General features: G+C 66.4%; 22 protein-coding genes. 14 read left to right on the top strand and 8 right to left on the bottom strand.

The window, feature by feature from the left end:
- Positions 1–69 precede the first annotated feature (69 nt).
- Complete coding sequence (gene efp, locus KHC24_RS09965; protein ID WP_213363115.1) at positions 70–639, bottom strand: elongation factor P; 570 nt, start codon at positions 637–639, stop codon at positions 70–72.
- A 145-nt stretch (positions 640–784) separates the two neighbouring features.
- Here efp and epmA point away from each other — a divergent pair, with 145 nt between their 5' ends.
- Positions 785–1,834 carry an EF-P lysine aminoacylase EpmA gene (gene epmA / locus KHC24_RS09960; protein ID WP_213363114.1) on the top strand — a complete coding sequence of 350 codons (1,050 nt, stop codon included), beginning with the start codon at positions 785–787 and terminating at the stop codon, positions 1,832–1,834.
- Here the strand turns inward: epmA and KHC24_RS09955 are convergent, their stop codons facing one another.
- A complete protein-coding gene (locus KHC24_RS09955; protein ID WP_213363113.1) occupies positions 1,835–2,491 on the bottom strand; it encodes a uracil-DNA glycosylase in 657 nt (218 codons plus the stop codon).
- A gap of 5 nt (positions 2,492–2,496) precedes the next feature.
- A complete protein-coding gene (locus KHC24_RS09950; protein ID WP_213363112.1) occupies positions 2,497–3,123 on the bottom strand; it encodes a LabA-like NYN domain-containing protein in 627 nt (208 codons plus the stop codon).
- Positions 3,124–3,359: 236 nt separating this feature from the next.
- Between KHC24_RS09950 and rpoZ the strand changes: the two genes are divergently transcribed.
- The 12 genes from rpoZ (at position 3,360) to parC (ending at position 14,833) form a co-directional block, all read left to right on the top strand.
- Positions 3,360–3,752, top strand: coding sequence for a DNA-directed RNA polymerase subunit omega (gene rpoZ, locus KHC24_RS09945; protein WP_213363111.1), 393 nt, complete (start codon positions 3,360–3,362; stop codon positions 3,750–3,752).
- A gap of 160 nt (positions 3,753–3,912) precedes the next feature.
- On the top strand, positions 3,913–6,129 hold the full coding sequence (locus KHC24_RS09940; protein WP_213363110.1) for a RelA/SpoT family protein: 2,217 nt from the start codon (positions 3,913–3,915) through the stop codon (positions 6,127–6,129).
- A 91-nt stretch (positions 6,130–6,220) separates the two neighbouring features.
- Positions 6,221–6,400 (top strand): hypothetical protein, encoded by a 180-nt coding sequence (locus tag KHC24_RS09935; protein WP_213363109.1) that lies wholly within the window; start codon positions 6,221–6,223, stop codon positions 6,398–6,400.
- A gap of 40 nt (positions 6,401–6,440) precedes the next feature.
- Entirely contained in the window at positions 6,441–7,280 is an 840-nt protein-coding gene (locus KHC24_RS09930) for a transglutaminase-like domain-containing protein (protein WP_213363108.1), read from the top strand.
- Between the two features lie 91 nt (positions 7,281–7,371).
- Positions 7,372–7,965: an orotate phosphoribosyltransferase gene (pyrE, locus tag KHC24_RS09925; protein ID WP_213363107.1), complete on the top strand. Its 594-nt coding sequence runs from the start codon at positions 7,372–7,374 to the stop codon at positions 7,963–7,965.
- Positions 7,962–8,753 (top strand): pyridoxine 5'-phosphate synthase, encoded by a 792-nt coding sequence (locus tag KHC24_RS09920; protein ID WP_213363106.1) that lies wholly within the window; start codon positions 7,962–7,964, stop codon positions 8,751–8,753. Before pyrE ends, KHC24_RS09920 begins: the two co-directional genes overlap by 4 nt.
- A 22-nt stretch (positions 8,754–8,775) precedes the next feature.
- Positions 8,776–9,195, top strand: coding sequence for a holo-ACP synthase (gene acpS, locus KHC24_RS09915; RefSeq protein ID WP_213363105.1), 420 nt, complete (start codon positions 8,776–8,778; stop codon positions 9,193–9,195).
- Between the two features lie 124 nt (positions 9,196–9,319).
- Positions 9,320–10,075, top strand: a complete 756-nt coding sequence (gene lepB / locus KHC24_RS09910; protein ID WP_213363104.1) for a signal peptidase I — start codon at positions 9,320–9,322, stop codon at positions 10,073–10,075.
- Positions 10,072–10,791 carry a ribonuclease III gene (rnc, locus tag KHC24_RS09905; RefSeq protein WP_213363103.1) on the top strand — a complete coding sequence of 240 codons (720 nt, stop codon included), beginning with the start codon at positions 10,072–10,074 and terminating at the stop codon, positions 10,789–10,791. The genes lepB and rnc overlap by 4 nt, the downstream gene beginning before the upstream one ends.
- On the top strand, positions 10,788–11,726 hold the full coding sequence (gene era / locus KHC24_RS09900) for a GTPase Era (protein WP_213363102.1): 939 nt from the start codon (positions 10,788–10,790) through the stop codon (positions 11,724–11,726). Before rnc ends, era begins: the two co-directional genes overlap by 4 nt.
- Before the next feature lie 30 nt (positions 11,727–11,756).
- Positions 11,757–12,503, top strand: a complete 747-nt coding sequence (gene recO / locus KHC24_RS09895) for a DNA repair protein RecO (RefSeq protein WP_213363101.1) — start codon at positions 11,757–11,759, stop codon at positions 12,501–12,503.
- Between the two features lie 98 nt (positions 12,504–12,601).
- The gene (gene parC / locus KHC24_RS09890) at positions 12,602–14,833 is read left to right on the top strand and encodes a DNA topoisomerase IV subunit A (RefSeq protein WP_213363100.1); all 2,232 of its coding nucleotides are present in this window, start codon (positions 12,602–12,604) and stop codon (positions 14,831–14,833) included.
- Positions 14,834–14,914: 81 nt separating this feature from the next.
- On the opposite strand, the gene KHC24_RS09885 is transcribed toward parC, so the two are convergent.
- The 5 genes from KHC24_RS09885 to hemB form a co-directional block, all read right to left on the bottom strand.
- Positions 14,915–15,670: an arginyltransferase gene (locus tag KHC24_RS09885; protein WP_213363099.1), complete on the bottom strand. Its 756-nt coding sequence runs from the start codon at positions 15,668–15,670 to the stop codon at positions 14,915–14,917.
- A gap of 83 nt (positions 15,671–15,753) precedes the next feature.
- Entirely contained in the window at positions 15,754–16,275 is a 522-nt protein-coding gene (locus KHC24_RS09880; protein ID WP_213363098.1) for an RDD family protein, read from the bottom strand.
- Between the two features lie 72 nt (positions 16,276–16,347).
- Positions 16,348–17,574, bottom strand: coding sequence for a threonine ammonia-lyase (locus KHC24_RS09875; protein WP_213363097.1), 1,227 nt, complete (start codon positions 17,572–17,574; stop codon positions 16,348–16,350).
- Positions 17,575–17,582: 8 nt separating this feature from the next.
- Complete coding sequence (locus KHC24_RS09870) at positions 17,583–18,902, bottom strand: branched-chain amino acid ABC transporter permease (protein ID WP_213363096.1); 1,320 nt, start codon at positions 18,900–18,902, stop codon at positions 17,583–17,585.
- 41 nt (positions 18,903–18,943) lie between these two features.
- Complete coding sequence (gene hemB / locus KHC24_RS09865) at positions 18,944–20,005, bottom strand: porphobilinogen synthase (protein ID WP_213363095.1); 1,062 nt, start codon at positions 20,003–20,005, stop codon at positions 18,944–18,946.
- Positions 20,006–20,158: 153 nt separating this feature from the next.
- Here hemB and KHC24_RS09860 point away from each other — a divergent pair, with 153 nt between their 5' ends.
- Complete coding sequence (locus tag KHC24_RS09860) at positions 20,159–21,223, top strand: enoyl-CoA hydratase/isomerase family protein (RefSeq protein ID WP_213363094.1); 1,065 nt, start codon at positions 20,159–20,161, stop codon at positions 21,221–21,223.
- Positions 21,224–21,242: the final 19 nt, after the last annotated feature.

Below are 21,242 nucleotides of genomic sequence, written 5' to 3'. Positions count from 1 at the left end.
GCAGAAAAGCAAAAGGCCCGGACGAGATCCGGGCCTTTTTCGTTTCTCTTCTTCGAAGCGAGCGCAAGCTCAGTCCTTGGCGCGCTCGACATAGGAGCCGTCAGCGGTCATCACCACGATACGGGTGCCCACGCCGACATGCGGCGGCACCGCCGAACGCACGCCGTTCGACAGCATGGCGGGCTTGTAGGACGAGGAGGCGGTCTGCCCCTTCACCACCGGCTCGGTCTCGACCACTTCCAGCGTCACGCGCTGCGGCAGTTCGATGGCGATGCCGTTGCCCTCGTGCATCTTCAGCATGACCTGCATGCCTTCCTGCAGATAGGGCGCCTGGTCGCCGACCACGTCCGGATGCACGGCCACCTGGTCGTAATTATCCGGATTCATGAAGTGGAAGCCTTCGCCATCCGAGTAGAGGAAGGTGTGGGGGCGATCCTCGACATGGGCGCGCTCCACCTGCTCGGTGGTGCGGTAGCGCTCGGAGATCTTCACACCGTCGGAGATGCGGCGCATGTCGAGCTGGGTCACCGGGGTGCCCTTGCCGGGATGGATGTTGTCGGCGGTGAGCACGACATAGAGCTTGCCGTCGATGTCGACCACGGCGCCCTTGCGCAGCGTGCTGGCGATGACCTTGACCATGCGGTCCTCTGGCTGTTGGGTGCGCCGTACAGGGAAAATGGCGCAAACCGGGATTCCTTCGGGCGGTTCCTATACTAGCGCGGCCGCCCGCCGCCAACCCCGGTGCGGCCATGTAATTCCTTGGCGTGACCGTGGAGCCGAGCCGATGCCTAACCTTGAGCCATCGCCCTGGTGGTCGCCGGAGGTCTATGCCGACCGCCGGCCGTTCCTGATCGGGCGCCAGCGCATCCTCGGGGCCTTGCGGATGTTCTTCGCCGGGCGCGACTTCATCGAGGTCGAGACGCCGATCCTGCAGATATCGCCCGGCAACGAGACGCACCTGCACGCTTTCGCGACCCAACTCGTGGCGGCGGACGGGACGGCCGCCACCCGCTATCTCCACACCTCGCCGGAGTTCACCGCCAAGAAGCTGCTGGCGGCCGGGGAGGAACGGCTTTTCACCCTCGCCCGCGTGTTCCGCAACGGTGAGCGCACGGCGCTGCACCATCCCGAATTCACCATGCTCGAATGGTACCGGGCGCGGGAGAGCTACGAGGCGCTGATGGCCGACTGTGCCGCCCTGCTCGCAGCGACGGCGGCGGCGATCGGGGCTGATGTCTTCCGCTATGGATCCCACCTCGCCGATGTCCGCCTTGAGCCCGAACAACTGACGGTGGCGGAGGCGTTCGCCCGTTTTGCCGGCATCGATCTTCTCGCCACGCTCGACGAGCGCGGGGCGACGGATCGCGACGCGCTGTGGCACGCGGCACGACAGGCGGGCATTCGCGTGGCGCCGGACGACATCTGGGCCGATGTCTTCACCCGCCTGATGGTGGAGAAGATCGAGCCCTTCCTCGGCATCGGCCGTCCGACCATTCTGTGCGAGTACCCGATCGGCGAGGCGGCGCTCGCCCGTCCGAAACCCGGCGATCCCCGCGTGGCGGAGCGCTTCGAGCTGTATGTCTGCGGCGTCGAACTCGCCAATGCCTTCGGCGAGCTTACCGATGCCGCCGAGCAGCGCCGGCGCTTCGTCCAGTGGATGGACGAGAAGCAGCGGCTTTACGGCGAACGCTACCCGATCGACGAGGATTTCCTCGCGGCGCTGGCCCGGATGCCGGAAGCGTCCGGCATCGCGCTCGGCCTCGACAGGCTGGTGCTGCTGGCGACCGGGGCGCGGCGCATCGAGGATGTGCTGTGGGCGCCGGTCGCGCCCTGATCAGGGCAGCGTATCGACATGCGCCCGCACGGCGGCGAAGACGCTGCGGAACATTTCCGGGGTCAGCACGCCAGTATTCGTGTTGTAGCGGGAGCAGTGATAGCTGTCGAACAGCACCACGTCGCCGAGCCGATGCACCGCCCCATGCGCGAACTTATGGTGCGACAGCTTCTCGCCATGGGCGGCCAGCACCTGATCATGGGCGATCTTGCCCAGCGCGACGATGGCGCCGAGATTCGGCAACTGGGCGATGGTGGCGGCGAGGAAAGGCCGGCAATTGCGCATTTCCTCGGTGGTCGGCTTGTTTTCGGGCGGCACGCAGCGCACCGCATTGGTGAGGCGCGCGTCCTTCAGCCGCAGCGTGTCGTCTGGCCGCGCCTCGAATTTCCCGGCGGCGAAACCGTAGCGGATCAGCGTGTCGTACAGCAACTCGCCGGCATAGTCGCCGGTGAACGGCCGGCCGGTGCGGTTGGCGCCGCGCAGGCCCGGCGCGAGGCCGACGATCAAAAGACGGCCGTCCACCGGTCCGAAGGACGGTACCGGCGCGTTGTGCCAATCAGGTTCGGCGGCCCGCCATTGTTCCCGGAACGCCACGAGGCGCGGGCATAGCGGACAATCCCGCGCGGGCTCCGCCGCCCGCGCGGGGGATGCATCCATCTGGATCAACGGTCGGCGAGCTCCTCGTCGCCACCGGCGGGCGGCGAGGGCGGGCTACGCCGCTCCAGAAAACGCGGCGGCTCGCTCATGCGGCCGGTGCGCTCGTTGGGATCGCGACCGATACGCGCCTGCAGGTCGACAAGGTCGATGAAGGCATCGGCCTGACGGCGCAGTTCGTCGGCGATCATCGGCGGCTGCGTGTTGACGCTGGAGACAACACTCACCCGCACACCCTTGCGCTGCACCGCCTCGACCAGCGAGCGGAAGTCGCCATCGCCGGAGAACAACACGAGGTGATCGACATGAGACGCGAGCTCCATCGCATTGACCGCGAGCTCGATGTCCATGTTGCCACGTACGCGCCGCCGCCCCTGACTGTCGGTAAACTCGCGGGCCGGCTTTGTTACAACTGAATAGCCGTTGTAATCCAGCCAATCCAGCAGCGGGCGGATTGAGGAGTATTCATTGTCTTCGACGAGCGTTGTGTAGTAAAAGGCTCTCAATACATAACCGCGGCTCTGAAACTCCTTGAGAAGTCTCTTGTAGTCGATGTCAAATCCAAGAGACTTCGTTGCTGAATAAAGGTTCGCACCATCAATAAATAGGGCAATTTTTTCCATGGGCTGGACCATTACGGCGTTTACCTAATCAATACGTTCAAATGAAGCTCCGTCTTCCGCTTGACGAAACTGACTTTCCGCCCCGTAAGCGATTCATAGCGCAATTTTGCGGGTGTGCGCGGTGAAATTCATGCTGGAGAGCGTTGAAAGTTGCGATTGTGATGCTCCGGTTCGGGGGATCGCTTGCTCTCCCGGAAGGCATGCGTTAAGGCAGCGCTTTCCGAATTAACTCACAGGAGTGCCGGAGCATGGCTCGCGTCACCGTCGAGGATTGCGTCGACAAGGTCGACAATCGCTTCGAACTCGTTCTTCTGGCCGGCCATCGCGCGCGCATGATCGCGTCGGGTTCGCCGATTACGGTCGATCGCGACAATGACAAGAACCCGGTCGTCGCCCTTCGCGAGATCGCCGACGAGACCATCTCGCCGGAAGATCTGAAGGAAGACCTCATCCACTCGCTGCAGAAGTTCACCGAGGTCGACGAGCCGGAGGCCGAGACGGTTCCGATGATCGCGTCGGGCGGCAGCGAGGGCGGCGCTGATGATCCCGACGTCATGCTCGACCGCATGACCGAGGAAGAGCTGCTCGCCGGCCTTCAGGGCCTGGTGCCGCCGGAGCCGAGCGACGACGAGGAAGGCTGAGGCCATCCTCGCATTCGGCGTCTGCCCTTGTGCAGCCCGGCCTCGTGCCGGGCTGTTGCTTTTGCGGCGTAATTTCCGATCCGGTGCTTGCGTTGGCCTTGCCGGCAGACATATCTAGCCGTCTGGAACGGACGGGTCGTTCCTTCGCGAGATCCCTGTCATGATGCGGCAGTACGAGCTCGTCGAGCGCGTGCGCCGGTATAATCCCAATACCGACGAGGCGCTGCTCGATCGCGCCTATGTCTATGCCATGCGTGCGCACGGCACGCAGAAGCGCGCCTCCGGCGACCCCTATTTCTCGCACCCGCTCGAAGTCGCGGCGATCCTCACCGACCTCAAGCTTGACGATGCCACCATCGTCGCGGCGCTGCTTCACGACACCATCGAGGACACCGACGCCACCCGCGACGAGATCGACAGGTGGTTCGGTCCGCAGATCGGCGCCCTGGTCGAGGGCCTCACCAAGATCAAGAAGCTCGACCTCGTCTCCAAGCAGGCCAAGCAGGCCGAGAACCTGCGCAAGCTGCTGCTGGCCATTGCCGACGACGTGCGCGTACTGCTGGTCAAGCTCGCCGACCGGCTGCACAACATGCGCACGCTGAAATGGGTGCCGGAGGAGAAGCGCAACCGCGTCGCGCAGGAAACGCTGGATATCTATGCCCCGCTCGCCGGGCGCATGGGCATGCAGGACATGCGCGAGGAGCTGGAGGATCTGGCCTTCCGGCAGCTCTCGCCCGAGGCCTATGATTCCATCCTCGGCCGCCTGAAGGCGCTGAAGGATCATAATGGCGAACTGGTTGCGGCGATCGAGCGGGAATTGACCGACGCGCTGAGCCAGAAGGGCCTCAATGCGACGGTGAAGGGGCGCGAGAAGCGGCCTTACTCGATCTGGCGCAAGATGGAGCAGAAGTCGGTCGCCTTCGAGCAGCTCTCCGACATTTATGGGTTCCGCCTCATCGTCGGCACGGTGCAGGAATGCTATGCCGCGCTCGGCGTGGTGCACACCAAGTGGCGCGTGGTGCCGGGCCGCTTCAAGGACTATATCTCAACCCCCAAGCAGAACGATTACCGCTCGATCCATACCACTGTGGTCGGCCCAGGCCGCCAGCGTGTCGAGCTGCAGATCCGCACCCGTCAGATGCATGAGATCGCCGAATACGGCATCGCCGCGCATGCGGTCTACAAGGATGGCGAGCCGGTGGCCGCGGCGGGCGAGGATCTGCTGACCCGTGATTCCAACGCCTATGCCTGGCTGCGCCGGACTATCGAACTCCTCGCCGAAGGATCGAGCCCGGAGGAGTTCCTCGAACATACCAAGCTCGAGCTTTTCCACGACCAGGTGTTCTGCTTCACGCCGAAGGGGCGGCTGATCGCGCTGCCGCGCGGGGCGACGCCGATCGACTTCGCCTATGCGGTGCATACCGGCGTCGGCAACATGGCGATCGGCGCCAAGATCAACGGCAAGGTCTCGCCGCTGGTGTCGCGTCTCCACAATGGCGACGAAGTGGAAATCATCACCTCTCCCAGCGCGACGCCGCCGGCGGCCTGGGAATCCATCGTCGTCACCGGCAAGGCGCGCGCGGCGATCCGCCGAGCGACCCGTGTCGCGGTGCGTGCGCAATATGCCGGGCTCGGACGCCGCATGGTCGAGCGGGCGATGGCACGGGCCGGCAAGGCGTTCTCCGACGACAAGCTTGCCGGCTCGGTCGGTCGTCTCGCCCGCACGACGCCGGAAGAAGTCTATGCCGCCGTCGGTTTGGGAGAGCTCAAGGCCGACGACGTGGTCAAGGCGCTCTATCCCGAATGGACCGGACCGCGGCCGGAGGAAAAGCAGGCGCCCAAGGGCGAGGGCTGGTTCGAGCTGGAGCGTGGCCAGAGCCTCAAGTTCAAGATACCGGGCGTCGAGATCGCGCCGGACCCGAAGACCTCCATCCCGATCCGCGGCATCAACCGCGAACTGCCGGTGCGTTTCGCGCCGAATGGCGGCGCCGTGCCGGGCGACCGTATCGTCGGCATCATGACGCCGGGCGAGGGGATCACCATCTACCCGATCCAGTCGCCGGCGCTGCAGGATTTCGAGGAAGAGCCGGAGCGCTGGCTCGACGTGCGTTGGGACGTCGACGAGGACGATCCGCAGCGCTTCCCGGTGCAGATCGTGGTGGTGGCGACCAACGAGCCGGGCTCGCTCGGCCAGATCGCTCAGGTGATCGGTGAGCGCGACGGCAATATCGAGAACCTCAACATGTCCTCGCGCTCCCCCGATTTCACGCGCATGGTGATCGATATCGGCGTCTACGACCTGCGCCACCTCAACGGCATCATCTCGGACCTGCGCTCGCGGCCGGTGGTCTCCAGCGTCGAGCGCGTCAACGGCTGACGCGTTCCTGCTGTGCCAGCTCCGCCGGAACCCGGCGGCCTTCATCGCGTTGTCGCTTCGAAAGGCCGCAACGGCCGGGATGAAGGAGGCGATGATGGTCGAGATCGTTCACAGCGCGATGCGCATCCTCGCCGGCTTCGTCAAGCAACTGAGCGGTGGCACATTGGGCAATGGCGCATTGGAGGCCTTCGGCCGTGTCGACGCGCTCGTCGGCCGGGCCGAGCTGGTCGCGGTGCGGGTCCGTTCCCGCAGCGGCCGTATACATCACTGAGGCGCAAGCGCCTCGCTCTCCGACACAGGATTGAAGAAGCATGCGTATCCGATATGGATTTCGGATGGCGCTGGACTGTGCCAATCCGACCCCGGCGACCTTCGCCGTCGACGTGCACAGCTCGCGACATCAGGACGTCATCGTGCAGTCACCGATGTTCCTGCAAAGCGGCGGGCAACGCTCGCTCGCCAACATCATGTCGCTCGACATGTTCGGCAATGTCCGGCGGCGGGTGGTGCTGCCGGCCGGGCGCACCGAGATCGAACATCACGGTGTCATCCGTGATTCCGGCGCGGCGGATGTTGTAAACGTCGCGGCCCGGCAGTCGTCGCTCGACGAGTTGCCCGAGGATGTGATGGTATTCCTGCTCGGCAGTCGCTATTGCGAAACCGATCTGCTGACCAGCGAGGCGTGGTCGCGCTTCGGCACGGTGCCCGAGGGCTGGGCGCGGGTGCAGGCGATCTGCGACTTCGTGCACGACCATGTCCAGTTCGGCTATGCGCATGCCGATTGCACCCGCTCAGCGGTGGGGGTGCTGAAGGAAAAGCGCGGCGTCTGCCGTGACTTCGCGCATCTCGCCATTGCCTTGTGCCGGGCGATGAACATCCCGGCACGCTATTGCACCGGCTATCTCGGCGACATCGGCGTGCCGCGCGATCCGGCGCCGATGGATTTCAGCGCCTGGTTCGAGGCCTATCTCGACGGTCGCTGGTACAGCTTCGATGCCCGGCACAACAAGCCGCGTATCGGCCGTGTGGTGATGGCGCGGGGACGCGATGCCACCGATGTGCCGATCGTCTGCACCTTCGGGCCGCACCAGCTCGCCAGCTTCGAGGTGTGGACCGACGAGATGGCGGTGAGCGAGTCGGTGGCGGCCTGATAAGGCTGCCTCCATGGCGTGCGAGGTGACGCGGACCGGCGGATGAGCTATCACCCGCCGGTCCATTCCCTTGCCCGATCGGTTTGCCGTCATGACTCAAGACGAGGTCCTCGCCGAGTTCCGCGCCGCCGGCGCCCTGCTCGAGGGGCATTTCATCCTTTCCTCCGGCCTGCGCAGCCCGGTGTTCCTGCAGAAGATGTTCATCTTCATGGATCCGGCCCGCACCGAGCGGCTCTGCCGGGCGCTTGCCGAGAAGGCACAGGCCGCCTTCGGCCCGATCGACTATGTCGTCTCGCCCGCCATGGGCGGCATCATCCCCGGCTACGAGACCGCTCGCCATCTCGGTGCCAAGGCGGTGTTCGTCGAGCGCGAGGACGGCCAGTTCGTGCTGCGTCGCGGTTTCTCCATTCCGGAGGGCGCGCGGGTACTGATGGTGGAAGACATCGTCACCACCGGCCTGTCGTCGCGCGAATGCCTCGCCTCTATCGCCCACCACCCCGGCAAAATCGTCGGTGCCGCCTGCCTGATCGACCGCTCCGGCGGCAAGGCCGATCTCGGCGTGCCGCTGGTGACGCTGGCGAGCCTCGACATTCCCAGCTACGCGCCCGACCGGCTGCCTCCGGAACTCGCCGCCCTGCCGGCGGTGAAGCCTGGCAGTCGCGGCATCCAGGGAGCCAAGGCATGAGCGCCCCGGCCTCCCTCGTCGTTGTGCCGCCTATCCGCCTCGGCGTGAACATCGATCACGTCGCCACGGTGCGCAACGCGCGTGGCGGGGCGCTGCCCGATCCGGTGCGGGCGGCGATGCTGGCCGCCGCCGCCGGGGCCGACGGCATTACCGCGCATCTGCGCGAGGACCGTCGCCATGTGCGCGACGATGATATGCGTCGCCTGCGCGAGACGCTGACCATCCCGCTCAACTTCGAGATGGCGGCGACGCATGAGATGGTCGCTATCGCGATCGAACTGAGGCCGCATGCCTGCTGCCTGGTGCCGGAACGCCGCGAGGAACGCACCACCGAGGGCGGGCTCGACGTCATCGGCGGTGGCATCGATCTCGCGCACCGGGTCGAGCAACTGGCGACGTCCGGCATCCGGGTGTCGCTGTTCGTCGCTCCCGATACCGACCAGATCGTGCGAGCGGCCGACATCGGCGCGGCCGTCGTCGAGCTGCATACCGGCAGCTGGTGCGATCTCCGCGTGGCGGGACGGCAGGACGAGGCCGTCGCCGAGCTGGAGCGGCTCACCGGCGCGGCGGAACAGGCGACGACGCTGGGGCTCGAAGTCCATGCCGGTCACGGGCTCGATTACGTAACGGCAGAGATCATGGCCGCCAACGCCCATGTCCGCGAGTTGAACATCGGTCATTTCCTGGTCGGCGAGGCGATCTTCGAAGGGCTGGAGACGGCGATCCGGCGCATGCGCGCGGCGATGGCGCGTGGCCGGGCGCAGTTGCGCGCCGGCAAGGCGGCCTGAGGCCGGCAGGATTGGGGGACGCATGATACTCGGCATCGGCTCCGACATCACCGACGCCCGGCGCGTCGCCGAAGTGCTGGAGCGCCATGGCGAGCGCTTCATCGAGCGCGTGTTCACGCCGGTCGAGCGGGCGAAATCGGAGCGGCGCGCGCGCCGTGCCGAGAGCTATGCCAAGCGCTTCGCCGCCAAGGAGGCGTGCGCCAAGGCGCTCGGAACCGGGCTGGCCCAGGGGGTGTTCTGGCGCGACATGGGGGTGGTCAACCTGCCGTCCGGCCGCCCGACAATGCAGCTGACCGGCGGTGCCAGGGCGCGGCTCGACGCGATGACTCCGCCGGGCTACGAGGCCCGCATCGATCTCACCATTACCGATGACGGGCCGCTGGCCCAGGCCTTCGTGATCATCAGCGCGGTGCCGAGCGGATCGCCTGGTCCCGGTGCGTAAGCTCCGGCGATCGTGAAGCGCGCGCGTTGCCGCAGGCGTGGCGAGCGGCTATAGGAGCCCGATGACCTCGACGCAGGGGGTGCCGTGCCGGCGGCAGCCGGAGCGCGGCTGAGCGGAAAGCACGATGAGCGCAACAACCGAACCGAAGAAGAAGGAAGGCGGCCTGGGCGAGACTGCCAAGGTCATTCTCCAGGCCTTCCTGATCGCCCTCATTATCCGCACCTTCCTGTTCCAACCATTCAACATCCCATCCGGCTCGATGAAGGAAACGCTGCTGGTCGGCGACTATCTCTTCGTGTCGAAGTTCAGCTACGGCTACAGCCGCTTCTCGCTGCCGTTCTCGCCGCCGCTCTTCGACGGCCGCATCCTCGGCTCGACGCCGAACCGCGGCGACGTGGTGGTGTTCAAGCTGCCGCGCGACGAAAGCACGGACTATATCAAGCGGGTCATCGGCTTGCCGGGCGACCAGATCCAGATGATTGGCGGCGTCCTGCACATTAACGGCCAGCCGGTGAAGCGCGAAGATGCCGGCTACTGGATGGACGACGAAGGCGGTGGCCGCGTGCAGCGCGTGAAGCGCTGGACCGAGACGCTGCCCAACGGGGTCAGCTATTACACGCTCGATCTGGTCGACAACGGTTTCTACGACAACACGCCCGTCTATCAGGTGCCGCCCGGCCATTATTTCATGATGGGCGACAACCGCGACAATTCCACCGATTCGCGAGTGCTCAGCCAGGTCGGCTATGTGCCCTATGAGAATCTGATCGGCCGCGCCCAGGTGATCTTCTTCTCAGTCAAGGAAGGCGAGGCGGCCTGGCAGGTGTGGAAGTGGCCCTGGACGGTGCGCTGGGACCGCCTCTTCTCTTTCGTGCGATGAGCCGGTCTTCCAAAGGCGACGAGCGTTCCGGCGACCTTGCGGCGCTCGAGCAGGCGCTTGGCCATGTGTTCGCCGATCCGTCGCATCTGGCGCTGGCGCTGACCCACATCAGCGCGGTCACCGGCGTCCAGGGAAGCCGGGCGCGGGTGAAGTCCTATCAGCGGCTCGAATTCCTCGGAGACCACGTGCTCGGGCTCGTGGTCTCCGACATGCTTTACCGCGCCTATCCGGACGCCGAGGAGGGCGAGCTGTCGCGCCGGCTCTCCGACCTCGTCTGTGAGAAGGCCTGCGCCGAGGTGGCGCAGGAGATGCGGGTTGGCCTCTTCCTGCGGCTCGGCGCCGGCGAGGAACGCACTGGCGGGCGCAACCGGCAGGCCATCCTGGCCGACATTGCCGAAGCGGTGCTGGCGGCCGTCTATCTCGATGCCGGCTTTCCGGCCGCGGAAAAGCTGGTGGAGCGCTTCTGGCGGCCCCGGCTCGAACGTCGCGGCAGCGCCGGCCGCGATCCCAAGACGGCGCTGCAGGAATGGGCCCAGGCGCGCGGGCTGCCGCCGCCGCATTATCGTCTGGTGGAGCGCGAGGGACCGGACCATAATCCGCAGTTCCGTATCGCGGTCGAAGTGCCAGGATGGGAGGCTGCAGAAGGTACCGGCTCCTCCAAGCAAAGCGCCCAGAAGACTGCGGCGGCTGCCTTTCTCGAACGAGTTTCGTCATGAATGACCCAGACGCCGATATCGGCGCCACTCCCGACGTCGCCACGCGCTGCGGTTTCGTCGCTCTCATCGGGGCGCCGAATGCCGGCAAGTCGACGCTGACCAACGCGCTGGTCGGCACCAAGGTGTCGATTGTCTCGCACAAGGTGCAGACCACGCGCTCGCTGGTGCGCGGTATCGCCATCGAGGGGCGGACGCAGATCGTGCTGGTCGATACGCCCGGCATCTTCGCGCCCAAGCGGCGGCTGGAGAAGGCGATGGTGCGCTCCGCCTGGGGCGGGGCGGGCGACGCGGATGCGGTGGCGCTGCTCATCGACGCCCGCGTGGGCATCACCGAGGAGGTGGAGGCGATCATGCGCGGCCTCGCGCAGGTGAAGCGCCCCCGCGCGGTCATCCTGAACAAGATCGACCTGGTGAAGCGCGACAGCCTTCTCGAACTCGCCGCCAAGGTGGCCGAGCACATAACCCTCGACCGGGTATTCATGATTTCGGCGCTTGAAGGCGACGGGCTCGTGCAATTGCGCCAATGGCTGACCGAGGTGCTGCCGGAAGGGCCGTGGCTCTATCCCGAGGACCAGATCTCCGACGCGCCGATGCGGATGCTGGCGGCCGAGATCACCCGCGAGAAGCTGTTCCATCGCCTGCATGAGGAGCTGCCCTACCGCTCGACGGTGGAGACCGATAGTTGGCAGGAGCGCAAGGACGGCTCGGTGCGCATCGAGCAGACCATCTTCGTCGAGCGCGAGAGCCAGCGGAAGATCGTGCTCGGCAAGGGCGGCGACACCATCAAGGCGATCTCCATGGCGGCGCGCAAGGAGCTGACCGAGATCGTCGAGCAGCCGGTGCATCTGTTCCTGTTCGTCAAGGTGCGCGAGAATTGGGCGGATGATCCGGAGCGCTATCGCGAGATGGGGCTGGAATTCCCCGACGGCGACTAGGCCGCCGCAGGATCGGGGCAGGACGCCGCGATGGAATGGACCGACGACGGCATCATCCTGGGGCTTCGCCGCCTTGGCGAGGCGAACGCCATCGTCGAAGTGCTGACGGCCGGGCATGGGCGCCATCTTGGGCTGGTGCGCGGCGGCGGCTCGCGCCGGCAGGCACCCTCTTTGCAGCCGGGCAACAGCGTGCATGTCGCCTGGCGGGCACGGCTCGACGAGCAGCTTGGCGCCTTCACGCTGGAGGTGACGCAGGCGCGGGCCGAAGGGCTGATGCGGCAGGCGCATTCGGCCTTCGCCGTCAGCCATCTCGGCAGCCTCGTCCGGCTGCTGCCGGAACGCGATCCGCATCCCGAGCTCTATGCGACGCTGGCGGCGGTGATCGAGCATCTCGACGAGCCTGCGCTGGCGGGCATGCTGCTGGCGCGCTTCGAGCTCGTCATGCTGGCCGAACTCGGCTTCGGTCTCGATCTCGACAGCTGCGCGGCAACCGGCGGGCGCAACGATCTGCTCTATGTCTCGCCGAAATCCGGCCGGGCGGTAAGCCGTGACGCTGGCGAGCCATGGCGGGCGCAGCTCTTCGTGCTGCCCTATTTCCTGATCGGCGAGGTCGCGGAGCCCCCCGCCATGGAGGATCTGCAGGCCGCTTTCGAGCTCACCGGCCATTTTCTCGCCCACCGGGTGTTCGAGCCGCGCGGGGCGGAGATGCCGGACACCCGTGCCGCCTTCCTGCATGCGGTGCTGCGCGGCGTCCCGCCGAGGCGGCCGGACCTGTAGGTCGTCGCCGTTTCTTTTGCGCCACAAGCCTTTGGATAGATTTGCGTGCGGCGTGTTCGCGTCTTGTTCTTGTCGCGCATTCGCGGTAGCGAGAGGATATGGGAGAGGGACCGATTCCGACTGACGAGGGCACCATCGAGCCAGTCGGCCTCAAGGCCGCGCTCGAAGAGCGCTATCTTGCCTATGCGCTGTCGACCATCATGCACCGGGCGCTGCCGGATGCGCGCGACGGGCTGAAGCCGGTGCATCGCCGTATTCTTTACGGCATGCGGTTGCTCAGGCTCGACCCCGGCGGCGGCTTCCGCAAGAGCGCCAAGATCGTCGGCGACGTGATGGGCTCCTTCCACCCGCACGGCAATATGGCGATTTACGACGCCATGGTGCGCCTGGCACAGGACTTTGCCCAGCGCTACCCGCTGGTCGACGGGCAGGGCAATTTCGGCAATATCGACGGCGACAACGCCGCGGCCGAACGCTACACCGAAGCCCGCCTGACCGAAGTGGCGCGGCTGATCCTCGACGGCATCGACGAGGACGCGGTCGCCTTTCGGCCGAATTATGACGGCACCGCCGAGGAGCCGGTGGTGCTGCCGGGCGGATTTCCCAACCTGCTTGCCAACGGCTCGACCGGCATCGCGGTGGGCATGGCGACCTCGATTCCGCCGCACAATGCCGCCGAGCTGTTCGATGCCTGCCTGCATCTGATCGACCATCCGCAAGCGACCACCGACGACCTGCTGCAGTTCGTGAAGGGGCCGGATTTCCCGACCGGCGGCGTCGTCATCGAGTCCCCGGCCTCCATGGCGGACGCCTATGCCACCGGGCGCGGCGGTTTCCGCCTGCGCGCGCGCTGGCACAAGGAGGAGACCGGCCGCGGCACCTATATCGTGGTGGTCACGGAGATTCCCTACGGCGTCGCCAAGTCGCGGCTGGTCGAGAAGATCGCCGACCTGCTCAACGAGAAGAAGCTGCCGCTGCTGGCCGATGTCCGCGACGAATCCGCCGAGGATGTCCGTCTCGTGCTGGAGCCGCGAGCGCGTAACGTCGATGCCGAACTACTCATGGAGAGCCTGTTCAAGCTCACCGAGCTCGAAACGCGCTTCCCACTGAACATGAACGTGCTGGTCGGCGGGCTGGTGCCCAAGGTGGTCAGCCTCGCCGAGGTGCTGCGCGAGTGGCTGGACCATCGACGCGACGTGCTGCTGCGGCGCTCGCGGCATCGTCTGGCGCAGATCGAGCATCGTCTGGAGGTGCTCGGCGGCTATCTGATCGCCTATCTCAACCTCGACGAGGTGATCCGCATCATCCGCGAGGAGGACGAGCCGAAGCCGGCGCTGATGGCACGCTTCGAGCTCTCCGACGTGCAGGCGGAAGCCATTCTCAACATGCGGCTGCGCAGCTTGCGGCGGCTGGAAGAATTCGAGATTCGCAAGGAGCACGACGCGCTGTCCAAGGAGAAGGACAAGCTGGAGAAGCTTCTCGGCTCGGAGACCCGGCAGTGGAAGGCCATCGGGGCCGAGATCGCCAAGACCCGCGAGATGTTCGGCCCGGAGACCGAACTCGGCAAGCGCCGTACCGATTTCGGCGAGGCCGCCGCCCATGCCGCCGATGCGGTGATCGAGGCGCTGGTGGAGCGCGAGCCGATCACCGTGGTGGTGTCGCAGAAGGGCTGGATCCGCGCGCTGAAGGGCCATGTCGCCGACCTCGCCACGCTCACCTTCAAGGGCGACGATTCGCTGAGGCTCAGCTTCTTTGCCGAGACCACCTCGAAGCTGCTGGTCTTCGCCACCAATGGCCGCTTCTACACGCTGGATGCCTCCAAGCTTCCCGGCGGCCGTGGCCATGGCGAGCCGCTGCGCCTGTCGATCGATCTCGAGCAGGAAGCCGACATCGTCGATGTCACCGTCTATCAGGGCGGGCGCAAGCTGCTGGTGGTGGCCAAGGAGGGGCGCGGGTTCCTGGTGGCGGAGGACGATTGCGTCGCCAATACCCGCAAGGGCAAGCAGGTGCTCACCGTCGATGCGCAGGATGCCTGCCGGCTGGTGGTGGCTGCGGGCGACAGCGTCGCGGTGATCGGCGAGAACCGCAAGCTGCTGGTGTTCCCGCTCTCGCAGGTGCCGGAAATGGCGCGCGGGCGCGGCGTGCGGCTGCAGCGCTACAAGGATGGACAGATGTCCGACCTCAAGGTGTTCGCACTTGCCGACGGTCTCACCTGGCTCGACACATCGGGGCGCACCTGGACGGTGACGGACCTGACCGAATGGCGCGGCGAGCGTGCGAGTGCCGGTCGTTTGCCGCCTAAGGGATTCCCGCGAAATAATCGGTTCTGACGACGCGCAACTTATTGGTTCGCCGTTGATTGTGTCTCTTAAGGCATGAGTTGCCGGCTATCGAAAAGACCGGGGGCATGCCTATTCGGCGCTCTCGACCCGCTCCCAGCCATGCGCGGTCAGGCGTTCCTGCGGCAGGAACTGGCTCTTGTAGCCCATCTTGGCGGAGCCATCGACCCAATAGCCGAGATAGACATAGGGCAGTCCCATCGCCTTGGCCTTGGCGACATGGTCGAGGATCACGAAGGTGCCGATGGAGCGCGCGGCCTCGTCCGGCTCGTAGAACGAATAGACCATCGACAGCCCATCGGCGAGGACATCGGTAAGCGCCACCGCATAGAGCGCGCCTTGTCCGCGTCCATGGATGGCCGTGTCCGGCCCGCGCCGGCGATATTCCACGATCCGGGTGCGCACATGGCTGTCCTCGACCATCATGGCATAGTCGAGCACCGTCATGTCGGCCATGCCGCCGTCGCCGTGGCGGCTGTCGAGATAGGCGCGGAACAGCGAGTATTGCTCGGCGGTCGGCACTGCCGCACGCATGTCGCCGATCAGATCGGCATTGCTCTTGCTCACCCGGCGGAAGCGACGCGACGGCGCGAAATCGGCGACGACAATGCGCACGGAAACACAGGCGCGGCAATGCTCGCAGGCGGGGCGATAGGCGATGGACTGGCTGCGCCGGAAGCCGCCATGCGTCAGCACGTCGTTGAGCTGGGTCGCCCGCTCGCCGACCAGATGGGTAAAAACCTTGCGTTCCTCGCGCCCGGGCAGATACGGGCACGGCGAAGGTGCCGTGAGATAGAATTGCGGCGTATCGCGAGGGTGTTCCGTCACGGCAGCTTCAATGTTCGACTGAAGAGAGGATCGCGCGAGCCGACCGTCGCGTCAAAGGCAGAAATGCGTATCGCGCGAATGTGTCACCTCCGGCGCAACGCGGCGGCGCGCGCCTCGCTGTTGGTGACGACGGTGCCGAGCAGCAGATCGTGCAGCAAACGCTTGCGATTGTTGAAGAGGCCGACAATCACCACCAGCGGTGTCAGCACGCTGAGCGACACCCAGAACAACACGACGCTGAGCACGGCGAGCAGCGTGTACATCGGCGCGCCGTACCACAGCCGCATCTCGATCTCCATGACGCGCATGCCGATGGTTGCCGATTCGCGCCCGCCCAGCGTCAGGCCGCTATAGACCAGCGCCCAGATGACGAAAGCGGGGCTCAGAAGGCCGAAGAGCAACCAGCCGAGCCCGAAGGTCACGAAACCCGACACGAAGATGACGACCGCGGCGACGCCGATCGGCACGCAGATGATGAGCGCGTCGATCAGGAAGGCGATGAAGCGTCGCCACAGCACGCCCCGGAAGTATTCCGGTTCGGTGACGGGGTCATAGGCGTAGGGCTTGGCCTCGGCCGAGCCGCCGAACGCGAAGGGATCGGACATGGATGTCTCCAGTGACGGTCCCTTCACACATGGCCTTGGGCCGTTCGTCCGGCAAGGGTCGCAGCGTCGTGCCTAGTTGCCGGACTGCCAGTCGATGCGCACGACGTCCATGCCCTCGGCGAGCAGCGAACGGTGCACCTTGTCGGCATGGGAACGGTCGCGGGTCTCAACCGTCACGTCGAGCCGGGCGCCCTTGGCATGTACGTCGAGGAAATGGCGCTTGTGCTCGACTTCGAGGATGTTGGCGCCGAGCTTGCCGAGCAGCGTCGAGATGATGCCGAGCTCGCCCGGGCGGTCGAGCATGGAGAAGCGGAAGGAGACGATGCGCTCCTCGCGCTCCAGCTCGCGCAGCATGATCGAGGCGACGGTGCGCGGATCAATGTTTCCGCCGGAGACCACGAGGCCGACATTGCGGCCGCGATAGCGCTCCGGCTCGGCGAGCAGCGCCGCCAGGCCACCGGCGCCGGCGCCTTCCGCCAGCGTCTTCTGCTGGGTGAGGAACAGGTTCACCGCCCGCTCGAAGGTCGGCTCGTCGACCAGCACGACGTCGGAGACCAATGCCGAGACGATCTCGCGGGTGAGCACGCCGACATTCTTCACCGCGATGCCTTCGGCGAGAGTGGTGCCCTCGCAGGGCAGGCTCTGCTGATGCAGCGCGTTCCACATCGATGGGTAGAGCGTCGTCTCGACGCCGATCAACTCGATGTCGGGCCGGATGTGGCGTGCGGCCACCGCCATGCCGGAAATGAGCCCGCCGCCGCCGACCGGCACCAGCAACACGTCGAGATCCGGCGCGTCCTCAAGCATCTCGGCGGCGATGGAGCCCTGGCCGGCGATGACATGGCGGTCGTCATAGGGGTGCACCCAGACGAGGTTCTCGGCGCGGGCGAGGCGATCGGCTTCCTCGCTGGCATCGGCGACCGTCTCGCCATGCAGCACGACACGGGCTCCGTGCGCCTCGGTCGCCGCGACTTTCACGATCGGCGTGAATTTCGGCATGACGATGGTGGCGCGGATGCCCAGCCGGGCGGCGTGATAGGCGACCGCCTGGGCATGATTGCCGGCCGACATGGCGACCACGCCATGGGCGCGCTCCTCGGCGCTGAGGCTGGCGAGCTTCACCAGCGCCCCGCGCTCCTTGAAGCTGGCAGTGACCTGCAAATTCTCATATTTGACAAAGACATGCGCGCCCGTAATCGCCGACAGGCGCGGCGCCGGCAGCGTGGGCGTGCGCAGCACCGCGCCGGTCAGCACATGGCGGGCTGCGGCGATATCGGCGGGAGTTACGGGAAGCGACATGAAACCACTCAGAATTCGCGTACCCGGGGGGCCGCATTGTTGAGAAGCCCGCCCGGCCTCAAGATGAGGAAGGCGGCCAGAAGCGCATAGATGACGAGATCGCGATACACGATATCGAAGCTCGCCGACCACACGATTTCGACGCCGGCGACGATGACGGCGCCGAGAAATGCGCCCGGCACAGAGCCAATGCCCCCGATAATGGCCGAAATCAAGGCTTTGAGCGTGATTGCCAGCCCCTCTCCCGGTTGGACGGTACCGTATGCCACCACGCTGACGGCGCCGGCCAGCCCGGCGGCAGCGCCAGCGATGACGAAGGTGCCGCTGCGCAGGGCGGGGACGTGCACCCCCAGCAGCGCCGCCATCAGCGGATCATCGGCATAGGCGCGCCAGGCGCGGCCGAAGCGGGTGAAACCCATCAGGCCGAGCAGGATGGACGCGCCGGTTAGGCTCATGCCGGCGGCGAGCATCTGCGCCGCCGTCACCGTCGCGACGAAGCCGCCATCGCCGGCGAGCGGGATCGGAATGTTGAGCAGCGGCGGCAGCCAGTTCACCCGGAGCGGGGCGGTGATCCGGGCCGCCTCCGCCAGCACGATGGCGACGGCAATGGTGCCGATCAGCATCCCCTGCGGTGGGGAAGACGACGAGGCGAGCGGCAGGATCACAGAGCGGCCCACCAGCCAACTTATTGATATAGCGCCGATAGTTCCGATAATAATCGCCAAGGCGAGATCGCCCGGCCCCAGCCGCCCGGCCATGCCGGCGACACTTACCGCAATGAGCATGTAGACGCCGCCGGCGACGGCGATCTCCCCGAAGGCGAGATTGATGCGGCCGAACAGGCCATGAATCAGGGCGAAGCCGGTGGCAACCAGGCCGTAAATGCCGGCGAGCGTGGTGCCGTTTATCGCCTGTTGCAGCCAATAGGCCTGCCGCGGCGACAGTCTCAGCAAGGCGGGCGGCGGCGCGCGGTCCGGTGCGTCGCTCAACCACCAGCGCATAATTATGTAGAATTTCACGTCACTTAGCGGACCGGCATCGGTGTCAATGCCGGTCAGGGTGGCGCGGGCGGCGCCGGTATGGCCGGCGAAGGTGCAGATGATCCAGTGCGGCACCGCGCGCGAGCCGAGGCGCGCGCGGTAGGCCAGACGGAGCGCATCGGTGCCCGGCACCGGCGTCAGCGACACCTCGTCGATGCTGACCCTCTCATCATGCAGGGCAGGGGCGACGTCGCGGCAGATGCGGGCCTGATCGGCATCGATCACCGAGCTGCAGCCCGCCAGCAGCAGGCCGAGGCAGAGTGCAGTGAGGTGTACGATGAGGCGCATGGACCGGCGATGTGCGGGTAGGGGCGCCGGCCCGGCGCGGATCAGGCCTCGCGGGCGAGCTTCTCGGCGACGCGGGGGGCGAAATAGGTGAGCACGCCATCGGCGCCGGCGCGCTTGAAGGCCATCAGGCTCTCCATCATCGCCTTCTCGCCGTCGAGCCAGCCATTGCGCGCCGCCGCCTCGATCATCGCGTACTCGCCGGAGACCTGATAGGCGAAGGTCGGCAGGCCGAAGGTGTCCTTGAGCCGCCAGACGATGTCGAGATAGGGCATGCCCGGCTTCACCATCAGCATGTCCGCGCCTTCCTCGATGTCGAGGGCGGCCTCGCGCAGGGCCTCGGTGCCGTTGGCAGGGTCCATCTGGTAGGTGCGCTTGTCGCCCTTCAGGCAGCCGGTGGAGCCGACCGCGTCGCGGAAGGGGCCGTAGAAGGCCGAGGCGTATTTGGCGCTATAGGCGAGGATCTGCGCGTCGAGATGGCCCTCGGCGTCGAGGGCGCGCCGGATGGCGCCGACCCGGCCGTCCATCATGTCCGACGGCGCGATGACATCGGCGCCGGCATCGGCCTGCACCAGCGACTGCTCGATCAGCACCGCGATGGTTTCGTCGTTGAGGATACGCCCATCCGGCGACAGCAGGCCGTCATGGCCGTGGCTGGTATAGGGATCGAGCGCCACGTCGGTGATCAGGCCGATCTCCGGCACCGCATCCTTGATCGCCCGCAGCGCGCGGCAGACCAGATTGTCGCGGTTGAGCGCCTCGCGTCCATCGACGGTGCGCAGCTCGGGATCGGTATAGGGAAACAGCGCCAGCGCCGGGATGCCGAGTTCCGCCGCCCGCTCGGCCTCGCGCACCGCCTGGTCGACCGACAGCCGCTCGACGCCGGGCATGGAGCCGACCGGGCTGCGCGCCTCGCTGCCATCCATCACGAACACCGGCCAGATCAGATCGGCGACGGTGAGCGTGTTCTCGCGCGTCAGCCGGCGGGTCCAGTCGGACTTGCGGTTGCGGCGGGGACGGTGAGTGAGATCGAGGCGGGTGGCAGAGTCGGAGCGGCCCATCGGATCGAGATTTACCGGACGCGGGCGGGCGAAAGGAATGGGCATGGCACACTCTTCGAAGCCAGTTTCGAACACTTATAACGTCATAAAAGCTTCGAGGCGACATAATCACCCGGACGATTGCGTAATCGCGCGAAATATGTCGCAGGTCATGATGACGCGGCCCGGATATCCGACGGGTCGACCTGGAGAGCCTGCATGACAGCTGAGTCCATCGGCATTCGCTTCGAGATTTCGGGAAAGGCCGGGATCATCACGCTGGACCGACCCAAGGCACTGAACGCCATCGATCACGAAATGGTGTCCGCGCTGCGCGCGCGGCTCGATGCCTGGGCCGACGATTCGGCGGTGGCGGTGGTGGTGCTGCGCTCGGCGCATGAGCGGGCCTTCTGCGTCGGCGGCGACGTGCGGGCGATGCACGATCTCGGCCGTGCCGGCCGGACCGAGGCGGCGCGCAGCTTTTGGCGCGACGAATATCCGCTCAACCATCTGATCTCGGTCTATCCCAAGCCCTTCGTCGCGCTGGTGGGCGGGCTGTGCTTCGGCGGCGGCTTCGGCATCTCCGGCCATGCTCGCTACCGCGTCGCCGGAGAGGGACTGGGCTTCGCGATGCCGGAAGTGGCGATCGGCCTGTTTCCCGATGTCGGCGGCACCTATGTGCTTCCCCGCCTGCCGGGCTGGAGCGGCGCCTGGCTCGCCATGACCGGGGCGCGCATCGGCATGGCCGACGCCATGGCGCTCGGGCTCTACACCCATCATGTCCCGGCCGAGCGTTGGCCGGACCTTATCGACGCCTTCGCCGCCGGCGACCCGGTCGAGCCGACGCTGGCGCGGTTTGCCGTGGTGCCGCCGCCGCCGCCGCTCGGCCCGCTGCTGCCGCTGATCGACCGGGTGTTCGCCGGCGGCAGCGTCGCGGCGGTGATGGCGGCGCTCGACCACGCCGCCACGCTGGACGGCATCGAGGGCGAATTCGCCGCCAAGCAGGCGGAGACGATCCGCCGGGCGTCGCCGACCAGCGTCCACATCGCCTTCGCGCAGATGCAGCGCGGGCTTGCCCATGATCTCGCCGGCTGCCTCACGCTGGAGTTCCGGGTGGTGACGCGACTGCTGGCCCAGCACGACTTCTATGAGGGGGTGCGGGCGGTGCTGGTGGACAAGGACCAGACGCCGCGCTGGCGGCCGGCGCGGCTCGACGATGTCGATCCCGCCGCCATCGCCGCGCTGTTCGACGAGAAGCTGCCGGACGATTTGGTGCTGACGTGAGACGATTTTCCGCTATTGA

The organism is Ancylobacter defluvii (genome assembly GCF_018390605.1).
GTDB classification, from domain to species: domain Bacteria; phylum Pseudomonadota; class Alphaproteobacteria; order Rhizobiales; family Xanthobacteraceae; genus Ancylobacter; species Ancylobacter defluvii.
Note: the sequence above shows the minus strand (reverse complement) of the source record. Positions and strands in the feature narration are given on the sequence as shown.

Bases quoted from the DNA above. Each gene is read 5' to 3' on its own strand.
- efp (WP_213363115.1), bottom strand. From the start codon at position 639: ATGGTCAAGGTCATCGCCAGCACGCTGCGCAAGGGCGCCGTGGTCGAC.
- epmA (WP_213363114.1), top strand. From the start codon at position 785: ATGCCTAACCTTGAGCCATCGCCCTGGTGGTCGCCGGAGGTCTATGCC.
- KHC24_RS09955 (WP_213363113.1), bottom strand. From the start codon at position 2,491: ATGGATGCATCCCCCGCGCGGGCGGCGGAGCCCGCGCGGGATTGTCCG.
- KHC24_RS09950 (WP_213363112.1), bottom strand. From the start codon at position 3,123: ATGGTCCAGCCCATGGAAAAAATTGCCCTATTTATTGATGGTGCGAAC.
- rpoZ (WP_213363111.1), top strand. From the start codon at position 3,360: ATGGCTCGCGTCACCGTCGAGGATTGCGTCGACAAGGTCGACAATCGC.
- KHC24_RS09940 (WP_213363110.1), top strand. From the start codon at position 3,913: ATGATGCGGCAGTACGAGCTCGTCGAGCGCGTGCGCCGGTATAATCCC.
- KHC24_RS09935 (WP_213363109.1), top strand. From the start codon at position 6,221: ATGATGGTCGAGATCGTTCACAGCGCGATGCGCATCCTCGCCGGCTTC.
- KHC24_RS09930 (WP_213363108.1), top strand. From the start codon at position 6,441: ATGCGTATCCGATATGGATTTCGGATGGCGCTGGACTGTGCCAATCCG.
- pyrE (WP_213363107.1), top strand. From the start codon at position 7,372: ATGACTCAAGACGAGGTCCTCGCCGAGTTCCGCGCCGCCGGCGCCCTG.
- KHC24_RS09920 (WP_213363106.1), top strand. From the start codon at position 7,962: ATGAGCGCCCCGGCCTCCCTCGTCGTTGTGCCGCCTATCCGCCTCGGC.
- acpS (WP_213363105.1), top strand. From the start codon at position 8,776: ATGATACTCGGCATCGGCTCCGACATCACCGACGCCCGGCGCGTCGCC.
- lepB (WP_213363104.1), top strand. From the start codon at position 9,320: ATGAGCGCAACAACCGAACCGAAGAAGAAGGAAGGCGGCCTGGGCGAG.
- rnc (WP_213363103.1), top strand. From the start codon at position 10,072: ATGAGCCGGTCTTCCAAAGGCGACGAGCGTTCCGGCGACCTTGCGGCG.
- era (WP_213363102.1), top strand. From the start codon at position 10,788: ATGAATGACCCAGACGCCGATATCGGCGCCACTCCCGACGTCGCCACG.
- recO (WP_213363101.1), top strand. From the start codon at position 11,757: ATGGAATGGACCGACGACGGCATCATCCTGGGGCTTCGCCGCCTTGGC.
- parC (WP_213363100.1), top strand. From the start codon at position 12,602: ATGGGAGAGGGACCGATTCCGACTGACGAGGGCACCATCGAGCCAGTC.
- KHC24_RS09880 (WP_213363098.1), bottom strand. From the start codon at position 16,275: ATGTCCGATCCCTTCGCGTTCGGCGGCTCGGCCGAGGCCAAGCCCTAC.
- KHC24_RS09875 (WP_213363097.1), bottom strand. From the start codon at position 17,574: ATGTCGCTTCCCGTAACTCCCGCCGATATCGCCGCAGCCCGCCATGTG.
- KHC24_RS09870 (WP_213363096.1), bottom strand. From the start codon at position 18,902: ATGCGCCTCATCGTACACCTCACTGCACTCTGCCTCGGCCTGCTGCTG.
- hemB (WP_213363095.1), bottom strand. From the start codon at position 20,005: ATGCCCATTCCTTTCGCCCGCCCGCGTCCGGTAAATCTCGATCCGATG.
- KHC24_RS09860 (WP_213363094.1), top strand. From the start codon at position 20,159: ATGACAGCTGAGTCCATCGGCATTCGCTTCGAGATTTCGGGAAAGGCC.